Origin of the sequence: Pseudomonas sp. NPDC086251 (assembly GCF_044746405.1) — a bacterium.
Lineage (GTDB): Bacteria > Pseudomonadota > Gammaproteobacteria > Pseudomonadales > Pseudomonadaceae > Aquipseudomonas.
Genome location: NZ_JBIVBY010000011.1, coordinates 14,277 through 28,961 on the forward strand (window position 1 = coordinate 14,277; position 14,685 = coordinate 28,961).

The 14,685-nt window shown below is 60.1% G+C and carries 13 protein-coding genes; 4 read left to right on the forward strand and 9 right to left on the reverse strand.

Features of this window, described 5'->3' with window-relative positions; all coding sequences use genetic code 11:
- Nucleotides 1-5: 5 nt before the first annotated feature.
- From ACIPL2_RS14790 to ACIPL2_RS14805, 4 genes are all read right to left on the reverse strand, one after another.
- Entirely contained in the window at nt 6-569 is a 564-nt protein-coding gene (locus tag ACIPL2_RS14790; RefSeq protein ID WP_401357511.1) for a rhomboid family intramembrane serine protease, read from the reverse strand.
- A 147-nt stretch (nt 570-716) separates the two neighbouring features.
- Nucleotides 717-1,415: a PspA/IM30 family protein gene (locus ACIPL2_RS14795; protein ID WP_401357513.1), complete on the reverse strand. Its 699-nt coding sequence runs from the start codon at nt 1,413-1,415 to the stop codon at nt 717-719.
- Between the two features lie 24 nt (nt 1,416-1,439).
- The gene (locus ACIPL2_RS14800; RefSeq protein ID WP_401357714.1) at nt 1,440-2,021 is read right to left on the reverse strand and encodes a YjfI family protein; all 582 of its coding nucleotides are present in this window, start codon (nt 2,019-2,021) and stop codon (nt 1,440-1,442) included.
- 297 nt (nt 2,022-2,318) lie between these two features.
- Nucleotides 2,319-2,873: a cysteine hydrolase family protein gene (locus ACIPL2_RS14805; protein WP_401357514.1), complete on the reverse strand. Its 555-nt coding sequence runs from the start codon at nt 2,871-2,873 to the stop codon at nt 2,319-2,321.
- A gap of 101 nt (nt 2,874-2,974) precedes the next feature.
- On the opposite strand from ACIPL2_RS14805, the gene ACIPL2_RS14810 reads away from it, so the two are divergent.
- The 3 genes from ACIPL2_RS14810 (at nt 2,975) to ACIPL2_RS14820 (ending at nt 6,126) form a co-directional block, all read left to right on the forward strand.
- Nucleotides 2,975-3,967: a GlxA family transcriptional regulator gene (locus ACIPL2_RS14810; RefSeq protein ID WP_401357516.1), complete on the forward strand. Its 993-nt coding sequence runs from the start codon at nt 2,975-2,977 to the stop codon at nt 3,965-3,967.
- A gap of 301 nt (nt 3,968-4,268) precedes the next feature.
- Complete coding sequence (locus ACIPL2_RS14815) at nt 4,269-5,378, forward strand: DUF3182 family protein (protein ID WP_401357518.1); 1,110 nt, start codon at nt 4,269-4,271, stop codon at nt 5,376-5,378.
- Nucleotides 5,368-6,126, forward strand: a complete 759-nt coding sequence (locus tag ACIPL2_RS14820) for an alpha/beta hydrolase family protein (RefSeq protein ID WP_401357520.1) — start codon at nt 5,368-5,370, stop codon at nt 6,124-6,126. Before ACIPL2_RS14815 ends, ACIPL2_RS14820 begins: the two co-directional genes overlap by 11 nt.
- 111 nt (nt 6,127-6,237) lie before the next feature.
- Here ACIPL2_RS14820 and ACIPL2_RS14825 read toward each other — a convergent pair whose 3' ends face one another.
- The 5 genes from ACIPL2_RS14825 to ACIPL2_RS14845 form a co-directional block, all read right to left on the reverse strand.
- Complete coding sequence (locus ACIPL2_RS14825) at nt 6,238-7,224, reverse strand: lysylphosphatidylglycerol synthase domain-containing protein (protein WP_401357521.1); 987 nt, start codon at nt 7,222-7,224, stop codon at nt 6,238-6,240.
- Nucleotides 7,211-8,506 carry a cardiolipin synthase ClsB gene (gene clsB / locus ACIPL2_RS14830; RefSeq protein ID WP_401357523.1) on the reverse strand — a complete coding sequence of 432 codons (1,296 nt, stop codon included), beginning with the start codon at nt 8,504-8,506 and terminating at the stop codon, nt 7,211-7,213. The genes ACIPL2_RS14825 and clsB overlap by 14 nt, the downstream gene beginning before the upstream one ends.
- Nucleotides 8,503-9,300 carry an endonuclease/exonuclease/phosphatase family protein gene (locus ACIPL2_RS14835; protein ID WP_401357524.1) on the reverse strand — a complete coding sequence of 266 codons (798 nt, stop codon included), beginning with the start codon at nt 9,298-9,300 and terminating at the stop codon, nt 8,503-8,505. Before ACIPL2_RS14835 ends, clsB begins: the two co-directional genes overlap by 4 nt.
- On the reverse strand, nt 9,297-10,223 hold the full coding sequence (locus tag ACIPL2_RS14840; RefSeq protein WP_401357525.1) for a DUF72 domain-containing protein: 927 nt from the start codon (nt 10,221-10,223) through the stop codon (nt 9,297-9,299). Before ACIPL2_RS14840 ends, ACIPL2_RS14835 begins: the two co-directional genes overlap by 4 nt.
- A 752-nt stretch (nt 10,224-10,975) precedes the next feature.
- On the reverse strand, nt 10,976-12,187 hold the full coding sequence (locus ACIPL2_RS14845; RefSeq protein WP_401357526.1) for an MFS transporter: 1,212 nt from the start codon (nt 12,185-12,187) through the stop codon (nt 10,976-10,978).
- Nucleotides 12,188-12,526: 339 nt separating this feature from the next.
- Between ACIPL2_RS14845 and ACIPL2_RS14850 the strand changes: the two genes are divergently transcribed.
- Nucleotides 12,527-14,653: a mechanosensitive ion channel family protein gene (locus ACIPL2_RS14850; RefSeq protein ID WP_401357527.1), complete on the forward strand. Its 2,127-nt coding sequence runs from the start codon at nt 12,527-12,529 to the stop codon at nt 14,651-14,653.
- Nucleotides 14,654-14,685: the final 32 nt, after the last annotated feature.

A 14,685-nucleotide genomic window follows, 5' to 3' on the forward strand; every position in this document is an offset into this window, starting at 1 on the left:
CGCGGTTAACCGGCGGCATTAAACCTGCTGCGCGGCATTGTTAACAGTACCTTCGCTGCAATAAACCCGGCGAACGCACCCAAGAGGTGTCCTTCGAAGGAAACCCCCTGGCGCGGAAGGAAGCCGAAGATCAGCCCGCCATAGAGCAGGGCCACGACGCTGGCTGTTATCAGGTTGCCCCAGCTTCTCTGGAACCAGGCACGGGACAGGATGTACGCCCACAGCCCGAACACCCAGCCGCTGGCACCGATGTGCACCCCGGAAAAACCGAACAGCCAGACCAGCGAACCACCCAGCAGAATGATGATCGCACTGACGGCCAGAAACCGGTTGAGTCCTTCGACAATGACCAGGGTGCCCAGAATCAAAAAGGGGATCAGGTTGGCGCTCAGGTGCGCGAAGGACGCGTGCAGGAAAGGCGAGGTGATGATGCCGAGCAGACCGTGCGCTGTTCTTGGAACCAGGCCGAATGCCAAGAGGCTGTAGCCGGTGACAACGTTGAGCAGTTGCAACGCGACCATCAGGACAGCGACACCGGCGATTGTCTTGAAACCCTTCAGGGCATCCATCCTTGACCTCAACTCAACAAAAAAACTGATACGCCATCCATTCATTGTGGGAGCGAGCCTGCTCGCGAAAGCGTGTTGTCCGGCAACATTGATGTCACCTGACACTCCCTCTCGCGAGCAGGTTATGCCTCCGGCACCCTGAGTCGGTTACTCGGCGGATTTTTGCTTCAGGCGCTCCAGAATCGCGTTGGCGCTGCCGGCATCCGGTGTGATGCCGGCTTCGCGCAACTTGCGCTCCAGGTCCGTACCGGTCGACGCATCGGCCAGCTGGTCCTGGGCTTCCAGTTCAGCAGCGCGTTGCTGCTGCTTGGCCTGCAAACGGTTCAGCGTGCCGACGGCGGTTTCCAGCTTGCCATTGGCACCGCCACTGGCGATCGAAGCGCTGACCTGGGCTTTCTGGACGCTTTCGCGCGCCTTGGCCATGTCCACTTGCTGGCGCAGGCTTTTGATGCGGTTTTCGGCTTTGGTGATGTCCTTGCGCATGTTTTGTGCGTAACCGCCGAATTCGGTGGCCTGCTTTTGCTCGACATCCAGTTCGCTGGTCAGGGTCGAAATGGCTTCGGCAACTTCCAGGGCCAGGTCTTCGCGGTTGGCCTGGATAGCCGCCATCGCCTTGGACTCCAGGTCCTTGATTTTCGCGTTGTACTCACTGACGCGATCAGCCGACAGTTTGTGTTTGGCCATGATGGTGACCAGCTCACGCTTGGCATTGGCCAGGGCGCTGTCAGCATCGCGAATTTCCTGGTCAAGGATGCGCAGGGCCTGTTGGTCGACGATCGATTCGCCGACTTCGTTGGCGCCACCGCGCAGCGCGGTGAACAATTTGCTCCAGATGGACTGAGTCATTGGATGTTCCCTATTCCCGGATAATTAATTGAAGAAACGATCGAAAGCTTCGCTGGCGCGCTGGACGTTATCGACGAGGGTTTTAACCTCGGTCACGACGTTGGTCAGGCTGGAATCGGAACTCAGTGCGCCGAACATGTTGTAAACCACCTGGCCGTTGGGCATGGACTCGATACCGATGGATGACAGCGGGAACAGTTCCCGGCTGCGCAGCACGGCATCATTGAAGGCCGGCACGTCCTTGATCGATTCGACGTCGACCAGAACGGTATCCACGATGATCTGGTCGCCCACCACGGCGATGTAAATCGGCAAGCCACCGAAATCGTTCATTTCCAGCTTGATGCTGGACTCGGAACCTTGAACCAGGGTGAGGGTGATGTCGTTCGAAACCACTTCGTCCAGAGCCTGAAGGGCACTGAAGAGGCGATCGATGTTCCAGTTAGTACCTGCGCTCATGTAATTCTCCGACATGAATGAGCCAGCCAGAATCGGTTGGCGAAGCTGTTTCTCCATCTGCTTGAGCAGGCTTCGGTTTTCGGGAAGCACCCAAGTCTCGTGTTTTACATAACCGGCGGCACCCAGGCCCGCGCGCATCTGCTTCATGTAGAAACTCGACGGTTTTTTCGCGGACGGTTTCGAGCGCTCTCCCTTGCGGCTCGCAGAATCGGCGACTGAACCGGAAGACGGGTCCGGTGGAGAGCTGCTGTTCATAGTGCTGACCTCGTTTTGAAAAACTCACGCGTGAGAAACACTACAGGCAATTTTTGCCGCCCTCAATAGCTCACGCGTGAGATTTTGTGACGACCGGCAAGGGCCACACACACGAAGGCCAGTAGCGGGCGAACGCTACTGGCCTTTTGGTTTGCGGGACGTCGAATGATGCAGCTCGACAACACTCTTTTAGTGAGTGGCCGCCAGGAAGTCGTCCGTGGACACTACGCTGGCGTAGGCAAAACCCAGGGCCGACATGAACGCAGCGTGCACGTGGGCGGCCGGAACGGTGACGCCGTTGAACTCCAGGTCACGGGAGGCACAGGCGTCGTGGATGACGGTGACGCTGTAGCCGAAGTCGGCAGCGGCGCGGGTGATGCCATCGACACACATGTGGCTCATGCTGCCGACGACCACCAGTTCCTTGATGCCTTGTTCGTCGAGGATCGATTTCAGATCGGTTTCGCGGAACGAGTTGACGAAGTGCTTGAGCACGACCGGCTCGTCGGCGCGGTTGAGGACTTTGGGGTGCAGCTTCGCGCCTTCGGAGCCCGGGGTGAAGAACGGCGCCGCGTCAGAAGTAAACTCGTGGCGGATGTGCACCACCGAATCACCGGCGTCGCGAAAGGCTTTGAGCAGCCGAACAGCGTTGTCGGCCGCCGCGTCGGCGCCGACCAGCGGCCACTTGCCTTGGGGGAAGTAGTCGTTTTGGATATCGACTACGATGAGTGCTTGCTTGGCCATGACTGTTTCCTCGAAGTGCTTGTTGGTGTGGAATGAAGTATCAGGTCCGGCAGGCCGTCCGAGGATTGGCCGCACCGACAATAGAAGGGGGAAAACTGACAATGGACGTAGAAAGGGCAATCGCCGAACTGGGTGTGCTGATCTATCCCGGCGCGCAGATGGCGGCGGTGCATGGGTTGACGGACTTGTTCGGGGTGGCCAACCGGATTGCCGCCGAGCATCAGTCTGCACAGTTGCCGTTGCTGCGGGTCAGTCATTGGCAGGTCGATGGCGATCAGGCGCCGGTGCGCGTCTACGACAGTCATCCCGCTGCGGAGGCCGCGTTAGTGGCGGTGTTGATTCCGCCGTCGATCGGCGGATTTTCCGCAGGCCAGGCGCCACAGGGTTTGATCCGCTGGCTGCGTCAGCAACACGCCAATGGCGCGACCCTGGGCGGGGTTTGCGTGGGGTCGATCCTGTTGGCCGAAAGCGGCTTGCTCGACGGTCGCAGCGCCACCACGCACTGGACCTCGGCCAAAGCCTTCGCCGAGCGTTACCCGGCCATCCAGTTGAAGGCCGATACGCCGATCGTCGACGACGGCGACCTGATTACAACGGCCGGGCTGATGGCGTGGTCGGAACTCGGTTTGCGTCTGGTCAATCGTCTGCTGGGGCCGAGCATCGCCACTAGCACGGCGCGTTTCCTGGTGGTGGAGCACAGCGACAGCGCGAGTGAATGCGGCAGCAACTTTTCACCGATTCTCAGCCATGGTGATGCGTCGATTCTCAAGGTCCAGCATTGGCTGCAAAGCACCGGGGCGATTGATGTCTCGCTGGCGGCGATGGCCGAACGGGCAGGGTTGGAAGAGCGCACTTTCCTGCGGCGTTTTCGGGCGGCGACCGGGCTCAAGCCTACCGAATACTGCCAGCATCTGCGGGTCGGCAAGGCTCGGGAGATGCTCGAGTTCACCAACGGCACCATCGATCATATTGCCTGGACCGTGGGGTATCAGGACCCGAGTGCGTTTCGCGCGACGTTCAAGAAAATCACCGGGTTGGCGCCAAGTGATTATCGGACGCGGTTTGGGGTGACGCCGAGTGCTGCAACCCGGTAGCAGCCTCACCACTGATTAAGTGTGGGAGCGGCGGTGCGACGATTCGACTTGCTCGCGAAGGCGGCGTGTCATTCAGCATTGATGTTGACTGACACGCCGCCTTCGCGAGCAAGCCCGCTCCCACATTTGATTCGTGCAAAATGCCGGAATCTTGAAGGCTGTCGTGCAGAATAAAACAGGCGTGGTGCCATCACGTTTTGTGCAACTGGCTGATTTGAAAACCGTTTCGCTCCAGCCATCCTTGGCCTGATCTCTGCACCCCTTTAACTACATTCATCAAGCGCAGATTGAAGGGGGACGCATGACCCCAACAAACCGCAAGAAACTGGTGGTCGCCCATTCGGTCCGCGCCGAAGCGCCACTGCACGAAGTCGAAACCAATCGTGCATTGGCGCGCTGGCTGGCGCAGATTGTCGGGCTCAAGTACGGCGGCAGTTACAACCCTGAACTTCACAATGGTCGAGACCTTTACTTGCTGCCGACCCAGACGCTGGTGGGCGCCGCTGCCGCTCGGGCGTTGGGCGTCAAAGGGCCGGAGGATTTGTGGGGCGGTTACGTCGACCATGATTTCATCTGCACCAAAGCCATCAGCCATGGGTTGCTTAACCGGCATGCATTCGCGCCTGAGGGCTGGGCGCCGTTGTTTTCCGAGCGAGTGCGCAACGTGGTACTCGATGGCCTCAGCGTTTTTTCCCTCGACGATGCGCGTCCTGCGGCGGAACATTTACTCTACAACGGCCCGATCCGCCTCAAGCCGATTCATGCCTGCGCCGGACGCGGTCAGGAAGTGATCAAAAGCCTCGACGAGTTCGATGCGATCCTCGCCAGGCCCGAGGCCAAAAAGCTGTTCAGCGAAGGCGTCGTGCTGGAGCAGGATCTGGACAAAGTGATTACTCACAGCGTTGGCCAGAGCTTTATTGGCGGCAACGTGTTGAGTTATTGCGGCGATCAATACTTGACCGAGGACGGTCAGGGCGAGCAGGTTTATGGAGGTTCGAACCTGCTGGTGGTGCAGGGCTATTACGACGATCTGCTCGAGCTTGAACTCCCGGACGATGTGCGACTGGCGATCCGGCAAGCGCAGGTGTTCGACAACGCGGCGGACGAAGCCTACCCCGGTTTCTACGCCTCGCGACGCAACTACGACATTGCCCAAGGCCTCGACAGTAACGGTAAACAGCGCAGCGGCGTGCTCGAACAGTCCTGGCGCATGGGCGGTGCCAGCAGCGCCGAAATCGCTGCCTTGCAGAGCTTCGTCAATGATCCGGGAATGCGTGCGATTCGAGTGTCTTCGGTCGAGACTTACATCGACCAGCCGCTGCCGGCGGACGCCATCGAGGTGTATCGCGGGCCGGCGCAAAGCAGTGACTTTCTCCTCAAGTACGTAACGGTTAAATCCTATGACGGCTAGAAGCGAAACCATTCAGATCGACATCGACGACGAACAGATGAGCGGGACCTTTCTCAGTCCCAAATCGAAAGTCCCCGGCGTGCTCTTCGTGCACGGTTGGGGCGGGAGTCAGGAGCGGGACCTGGAACGCGCCAAGGGCATTGCCGGTTTGGGTTGTGTGTGCCTGACGTTCGATTTGCGCGGGCACACGGGCGGGACCGGAATCCCGCTGTCGCGCGTGACCCGTGAAGACAACCTGCGCGACCTGCTGGCGGCGTACGACCGATTGCTCGCCCACCCGGCGCTCGACACGTCGGCGATTGCGGTGGTCGGCACCAGTTATGGCGGTTACCTGGCGTCGATCCTAACCTCGTTGCGCCCCGTTCGCTGGCTGGCGCTGCGAGTGCCGGCGTTGTATCGCGACGATTTGTGGCACACGCCCAAGCGTGAGTTGGACAAGGTCGATTTGCGCGATTACCGCAGCACGCTGGTTCGCGCCGACAGCAATCGAGCGCTGCATGCTTGCTCGCAATTTACCGGGGATGTGCTGTTGGTCGAGTCCGAATCCGACGACTACGTGCCCCACGCGACCATCATGAGTTACCGCGCGGCCTGTCAGCAGACGCATTCGCTGACCCACCGCATCATCGACGGTTCCGATCACGCCTTGAGCACGCCCATTTCGCAACAGGCGTACACCTCGATCCTGGTGGACTGGATTACCGAGATGGTGGTGGGCGAGCGGTTGAGCATTATTCAATCCAGTTGAATTGGCGCTGTTCTCGCGATCATTCGCGAGCAAGCCCGCTCCCACATTAGACCGCGATCCAATGTGGGAGCGGGCTTGCTCGCGAAGACGGCCTACACCTCACCACAACACTCAAGACGGTTTCTTTGCGATCCGCAGCGACTTGGCTTTGGCCTCCACCACCAAATACATCACCAACGTAATCAACAACGGCAAGATGAAATAAATCGCCCGATACGCCAGCAACCCCGCCACCAGACTCCCCCGTGACACTTCATGTTGCAGCAGCGCCACAAACACCGCTTCCAACACCCCAAGCCCGGCGGGAATGTGCGTGATGACCCCGGCGATGGCGCTGATCAGCAACACGCCAAGCACCAGCGGGTAATCCAGTTTGCTCGGCAGCAGGGTGAAAATCACCGCCGCCATCAACGACCAGTTCAGCGCCCCGAGCGCCAGTTGCAGGATCGCCATGCGCAGCGACGGCAGGTCGATTTCCACCCCGCGAATCGCCCACTCGCGCCGTTTCGAAAACCGGCACGCCAGCAGATACCCCGCGCTCACCAGCAGCAGTAAAACGCCCACGCCTTGTAACGCGTCACTGCTCAGTTTCCAGCCTGGCGGCATGCGCACCAGCCCGCTGCTGAACACCGCGCCGGCAATCACCATGTACCCGAACCAGTTGGTCGCCAGGCTCAACCCGAGGATTTTCGCGATGTTGCCCTTGCTCACCCCGAGTCGCGAATACAGCCGATAACGCATGGCAATTCCGCCCACCCAGGCACTCAAATTGAGGTTGAACGCGTAGCTGATAATCCCCACCGGCAGGATCTGTTTCCAGGTCAGGTCCTGGCGAATGTAGGTGCGGCCGATCAGGTCGAAACAGGCGTAGACCAGAAAACTCACCAGCGTCAGCCCGGACGCGATGATCAGCGTGCGCACTTTGAAATCGGCGAGGTTGTCGAACACTTCGCCCCATTCGATACGCTGCGCAAGCATCGTGAACAGCACGATCAGCGCCAGGAAAAACACCATTGTCAGCGGTCGTTTCCAACGGCTCCAGCGGGATTTGCTCGGGCTGTCGGCGTGCGGCGCCGAGTGTGTATCAGCGCGGCTCATGGTTGTCGCTCCCGGCCGGATGCGTGAAAGGTTTCAGGCGCGGTTTATGCGCCGGCAGCCAACCGGCCCAGGCCGGAAAATGCCGCAGGAAGTGAAACACCAAAAAGCCGACGGTCATGTGCCAGACGCGTCCGCGCGGGGACTTATCGGCGGACATGGCTTTGCAATGGTGATTGCTGAGGTCTTCGAGGCGCTCGGACAGGTCGCGGTTGAATGCGCGATCGCGGATCAACACGTTGGCTTCCAGGTTCATCGACAAACTCAACGGATCGAGATTGCTCGAGCCGACGGTGCTCCAGTCTTCGTCCACCAGCGCGACCTTGCCGTGCAGTGGGCGGTCGCAGTATTCGAAGATCTTCACACCTGACTTGAGCAGATAGTCGTAGGTCATGCGCGCCGCCAGCTTGGCCACCAGCATGTCTGGCTGCCCTTGCAGAATCAGCCGCACATCCACACCACGCCGGGCCGCGTTGCGGATCTCCCGCAGCAAGCGATAACCCGGAAAGAAGTAGGCATTGGCGATCACCACCCGCCGCTGGGCACTGCGCAGCACCTGGCGGTAAACCTCTTCAATATCGGTCGAATGCTCACCGTTATCGCGGTACACCAGCCGCACCTGGCCGTCAGAATCAGTGAATGCCAATTCCGAGCGTCGTTGCCGACGACGTTGCCACCAGTATTTGGCGCGACCCGTGCGGCCGCTTTGCAGCAATGCGAAGTGATGAATGTCGGCCACCGCCGGACCTTGCACTTCCACCGAGTAATCCTGCTTGGCTTCAGGGCCGAAATCGGCCAGGTGGTCGGCGGAAAAATTGATCCCGCCAATGAAGGCGATGGTGCCGTCCACCACCACGATCTTGCGGTGCAGGCGGCGGAACCAGTTGGTGCGGATGCCCAGGCGCTTGGGCGCCGGGTCGAACATCTGGATGTGCACGCCGGCCTGGCTCAGGGCGGCGAGGTAGCCTGTGCTCAGTTCACCGCAGCCAAAACCGTCGAGGCTGGCGGTGACGCGCACGCCGCGCCGGGCGGCATCGATGAGGACTTGTTGCAGCTCATCGCCGACCTTGTCCTCGAACACGATGAAGGTTTCCAGGAGGATTTCGGTTTTGGCCTGGCGCATGACCTCGAATACCCGAGGGAAATAAGCTTCGCCGTTTTCCAGCAGCTCGACGCGGTTGTTACCCTGCCAGCCGTACTCGACATCAACCACGCCCGGCTCTCGCGCGGACGGGGTGGTGGAGAGGTGTTCCACGGTCGATTTTTCCATCGATGGGGCACTCATAGCTCGATCTCCACCGACAGCGGCGCATGGTCGGAAAGGTGTGACCAGGGCCGCGCCGACAGCACTTGCGGATGGCTGGCCTTGAGGTTGCGTACGTAGATGCGGTCCAGGCGCAACGCGGGCATGCGCGCCGGGAAACTGCGCGCCGGTTTGCCGTGGTGTTCAGCGAACACTTCCCGCAGCCCGCTGGGCTTGAGCAGTGCATCGGCGCGCTGGCGCCAGTCGTTGAAGTCGCCGGCGACGATCACCGGAGCGTCACTTGGCAGCTCTGCGAGGCGCCGCGCCAGGAGCTTGAGTTGTGCCGTACGGTGGGTTTCGCGCAGGCCGAGATGGACGCAAATGGCATGCACTTCGGTGCTGTCGCCGGGCAGGCGCAACACGCAATGGAGAATGCCGCGGTTCTCGTGGCCACCGATGGAGACGTCGAGGTTGTCATGGCGAATGATCTGGAATTTCGACAGCAGCGCATTGCCGTGATCACCCGCCGGGTAGACCGCGTTACGCCCATAGGCGAATTGCGGCCAGAGGGTGTCGGCCAGGAATTCGTACTGCGGCATCGTCGGCCAGTTGCTGTAGCGCTGGGGATGATGCTCGTGGGTGCCATGAACCTCCTGCAAAAACACCACGTCGGCCGACACGCTACGCACCGCTTCGCGCAACTCGGGCAGGATGAAGCGCCGGTTGAGCGCGGTGAAACCCTTGTGGGTGTTGACCGTCAGTACGGTGAAACTGCGCACGGCGGTGATGATGGGTTGCTGTTCGTCGGTGGTGCCGACCGGTTCGGACATGCTCATGTCAGCACTCCTTCGGCGGCGGGCTCACCGGGCCGGGTGGCGAGTTCTTTATCCAGATGGAAGCGCTCCAGCAAGCTGCGCGCATCGAAGGGCGCGCGGACTTTGATGTCGTTGTCGAAATAGCAAAACACTTCACGGGATTTGCGCGCCTTGGGCTTCTGCCGGGGCGCGATCAGCTGCGGATCGCTCGGTTGCCGGCCGTGATGCCAGGCCTCGATCCGGTCGCCCCAGTGTTTCAGCGCTTGAGGGGTGTAACCACTGGCGTAGAGTTCCTCGGCGCCGTGCAGGCGCAGGTAGACGAAATCGCTGGTGATGTCTTCGCGGTACGGCCATTTACCGGCAGTGTCGGCAATGACCAGCGCGGCGTTGTGGCGTTTGAGCAGGCGGACGAAGGCCGGGTCGATGAAGCTTTCGTGACGGATTTCGACGGCATGGCGCACAGGCTTTTTCTTGTAGGCCTTCAGGCTGGCGTGACCGTGCACGTGCGAATCATGCTGGTGGGCGAGGGCGGCGGCTTGTTCGGTGTCGTGAGGGAGTTGTTCGAGGAAGGTTTCGAACAGCTCGGCGTCGAATTTGAAGTTGGGCGGAAACTGCCAGAGGATCGGACCGAGTTTGTCCTTGAGCTCCAGCACCCCGGAGGCGAAGAAATTCGCCAGGGGTTTATGAATGTCGCGCAGGCGCTTGATGTGGGTGATGAAGCGCGGGGCTTTGACGCTGAAGATGAAGTCCTGCGGGGTTTCGGTATACCACTGGGCATAACGCTCTGGCCGTTGCAGGGCGTAAAACGATCCATTGATTTCGATGCTGTTGACCGCTCGCGAAGCGAATTGCAATTCGCGCTTTTGGGTCAGCCCCTTCGGGTAGAAATCCCCCCGCCAGGGCGTGTAGCGCCAACCTGAAATACCGATGTGAATCGCCGCCATGTCGCCTCCCGTCTAATGGTCATCGGACAACCCTGTCTTTTGATGACTGTCGGGCGAACGAGAAAGTTTCGACGGCGTTACGGACGGCACACCTTCTGAAAATACATTCAATCAATGTGGGAGCGGGCTTGCTCGCGATGGCGGTGTGTCAGGCACATCGATGCTGGATGTGCCGCCGCCTTCGCGAGCAAGCCCGCTCCCACACTGGATCGGTGGTGAACTCAATATGGGTGAACACTGCAATTCAAATGTAGGAGCAGAGCTTGCTCGCGAAAGCGGAGTATCAGTCACATCAATGTTGGATGTGCCGCCGCCTTCGCGAGCAAGCCCGCTCCCACACTGGATTGGTGGTGAACTCAATATGGGTGAACACTGCAATTCAAATGTAGGAGCAGAGCTTGCTCGCGAAAGCGGAGTATCAGTCACATCAATGCCGGATGTGCCGCCGCCATCGCGAGCAGGCTCGCTCCCACAGTGGATCGGTGGCGAATACAAAATAGGTGAACACTGCAATTCAAATGTAGGAGCCGAGCTTGCTCGCGAAAGCGGTGTGTCAGGCACATCGATGCTGGATGTGCCGCCGCCTTCGCGAGCAAGCCCGCTCCCACACTGGATTGGTGGTGAACTCAATATGGATGAACACTGCAATTCAAATGTAGGAGCCGAGCTTGCTCGCGAAAGCGGTGTGTCAGGCACATCGATGCTGGATGTGCCGCCGCCTTCGCCGGCAAGCCTGGCTCCTACGGGGGTTATCAGTGGCCTGTGACGACTCGGGTTGAGCCTTCAGCGGGTTCGGCGTACACCGGACCCAATCGGTCGAGACGACCGCTCCAGGCGGTCAGTGCCAGGGCCACCAACACCACCAGACCACCAATCCACGCAGTGTGGATCAAGCCCATGTGGGCAACGATCAAACCACCGCCCCACGCGCCGCCGGCGATGCCGAGGTTGAACGCGGCGATGTTCAGGCCCGAAGCCACGTCCACCGCATTCGGGGTGTGATGTTCGGCCTGACGCACCACATAAACCTGCAAACCAGGCACGTTGCCGAACGCAACCGCGCCCCAGACCAGCACGGTGGCCAAGGCCAGCCATGGATTGCCAGCGGTGAAAGTCAGTACGAACAGCACCGCCGCCAGCAGGGCAAAGATGATTTTCAGCGCGGCGATCGGGCCGCGTTTGTCCGCCAGTTTGCCGCCCCAGATATTACCGACGGCCACCGAGATGCCGTACACCAGCAACACCAGGCTGACGGTGCCGGCGCTGAAACCGGAGATGTCCTGAAGAATCGGCGCCAGGAAGGTAAAGGCGATGAACGAACCGCCGTAACCGACGGCGGTCATGGCATACACCAGCAGCAGGCGCGGTTGCTTGAGCACTTGCAGTTGTTCCAGCAAGGACGCGGGTTTGCTGTGGGTAATGTTTTTTGGCACATAGAGCAGGCTGCCAATGAACGCGATCACCCCCAGCGCAGACACGGCGAGGAAGGTTTCACGCCAGCCGAAATGCTGACCGATAAACGTCCCCAACGGCACGCCGGTGACCAGCGCCACGGTCAGGCCGGTGAACATGATGGCAATCGCGCTGGCGGCTTTTTCCTTCGGCACCAGGCTGGTGGCGATGGTCGAGCCAATCGAGAAAAACACCCCGTGGGCCAGGCCGGTGACGATCCGCGCAATGATCAGCGATTCGTAGCTCGGCGCTTTCCAGGCCAACAAGTTGCCGAGGGTGAACAGCACCATCAGCGACAACAGCAGCAATTTGCGCGGGACTTTGCCGGTGAGGGCAGTCAGCACCGGGGCGCCAATGGCGACACCCAGGGCGTAGAGGCTGACCAGCAGGCCGGCGGAGGGCAGGCTGACGCCGAGGTCGGCGCCGATGGTCGGTAACAGGCCAACGATGACGAACTCGGTCGTCCCGATGGCAAAGGCGCTTAGGGTCAGCGCGAGCAAGGCAATGGGCATGGCTGCAACTCCGGTGGATTGATTGATGGAGCGCAGTGTCGGGGTTTAGGTTGTGCGGAAAAATACAGGGATTGGCATTTGATATTTGATCTGTACGCAAATATGGCCCCATGTAGCAGCTGGCGAAGCCTGCGTTCGGCTGCGCAGCAGTCGTAAACCCTGAGCACGCGGTTTACCTGTTACACCGAGTTGTCGGATTTCACGACTGCTGCGCAGCCGAACGCAGGCTTCGCCAGCTGCTACATGGATTGCGTTTGGCCGTTATCTCACGGCCAAAACCGAACTTGCCTACAATGTTCCGATCAGTTCCTTACAGACCCTTTTGAAGGAGCACCGCGTTTGTTCAAGTTCAAGACCGCGATTCTGCTGGGGGCGTTGCTGATTCTGGGCAGCAATGAACTGGAAGCGGCGGCGATACCGGGTGTTCCGGCGGCCGCCACGCCTGCCGTGCCACCGGCCCACCCCGAACCGCTGGTTCAGGGCGGTCTGCTGGGGGCCATCAGTTCGAGCATCGAGGAAGTCCAGGGCAAACTCGATCTCAACGAAGACCTGCTCGACGCCTGGCGTCTGCGTGCCGACCGTGCGGCCGATGAAGTGGATCAACTGGTCAATCATCCATCGTCCCGTTCGACCTGGAGCGTGGCCGGGGACTTCCTGCTGTTGTCCGGCGTGTGGATTGGCGTCTTTGCGTTGCTCTGGTTGCTCGGAGGATTGCTCACCAAACGTCTGTGCCAGAACCGCCTGCTGCTCACTCGCGAACGTGGTCAGGCGTTGCTGGGTTACGTGTTGCCCTACACGATTCCGGCGCTGATCAGCCTGCCGCTGACGTTGTATGTCAGCCACTTTCTGAAGGTGTCTGCCGGCCGTGCGCTGGCGTTGTGTTTCGCCTACGCCACCAGCAGCGGCATTTTCGCCGCGTCGCTGCTGTTGTCGCTGGTGGTGCTGTTCAATGCCGGCCACAAGCGCCCCGCGGTGCGTATTATTCGCCAGTACAGCCCACGGCCGCTGTTTGTGATTGGCTTCCTCGTCGCCCTCAGCGATGCCTTGACCAGCCCGCAGATCGCCCGCCTGCTGGGCGGCAATCTGACCAGCAGCATCGCGGTGTTTACCGGGCTGGGCGCGTCGATTCTCTTTGGCTTGCTGGTGATCAAAATGCGCCGTCCGGTGGCGCATCTGATCCGCATCCTGCCGTTGCCCCAGCGTCAAAGTCAGCCGGCATTGCGGGAAATGCTGCGGATCTTTTCCGGGCTCTGGTACTGGCCGATTCTATTGATGGTGCTGGTCTCGGTGATCAACCTGATCGGCATTGGCGATGACAACCAGAAAGTGCTGCGCTGCGCGCTGTTCACCACGGTGTTGCTGATTGCGACGGTGTTTCTCAGCACCACGCTGCATCACCTGTTCAAGTCGCGCGGTGAATCGGCGGTGCGTCGCAGCAGCGCCTACAAGGACCGCTTTCTCAGCCTTTCGCACGCGTTGCTGCGGATCGCCATGGCCATTGTCTTCATCGACATCCTCGGGCGTATCTGGGGCGTGTCGCTGTTCGAATTTGCCGTGAGCAACACGGTCGGACGCGCTATCAGTGATTCCCTGAGTCGTATCGGTCTGATTTTCCTGATCACCTGGATGGTCTGGGTGGTGCTGGACACGGCGATTCAGGAAGCGCTGAAACCACCCGTCAGTAAACGCTCGGCGCGCCAACCCAGCACCCGGGTCAAAACCATCCTGCCGCTGCTGCGCAACGCGATCAAAATCATCCTGGTGGTGATCTGCGCGATCACCACCATGGCCAACCTGGGGATCAACGTCGCGCCGTTTCTGGCGGGTGCGGGGGTCGTGGGCTTGGCGATCGGTTTTGGCTCGCAGCAACTGGTGCAGGACGTGATCACCGGGTTGTTCATCATCATCGAAGACACGCTGTCGATTGGCGACTGGGTGGTGCTCGATTCCGGTCACGCCGGCACCGTCGAGGGCCTGACCATCCGCACTTTACGTCTGCGCGATGGCAAGGGTTTTGTGCATTCGGTGCCGTTCGGCCAGATCAAGGCAGTGACCAACCAATCGCGGCAATTTGCCTATGCGTTTTTCTCGGTGCAATTCACCTACGACACCGATGTCGACAAGGCCATCGAGCTGATTCGCGAGGCCGGGGATTCGATCCGCGAAGATGCGTTCCTCAAGTACAACCTGCAAGGGCCGCTGGATGTGTTTGGTGTCGACAAGATGGACTTGAATGGCGTGGTGCTGACGGCGCAGTTCCGCACGGTGTCAGGTGGGCAGTACGCGGTGAGCAGGGCATTCAACCAGCGCTTGAAGAAGCTTGTGGATAACAGCCCGTGGGTGCATTTCGCGCAGACTTATCCACAGCAGGTTTTGTTGGCGCGGCAGGGGGTTGAGCCGAAAGAGAATGCTCCGGCAGTGGAGCATTCCTCGGTGTTGATGCCGGACCAACCGAGAACTCAATGATTTGTGTTGATGCTGATGGCCTCTTCGCGAGC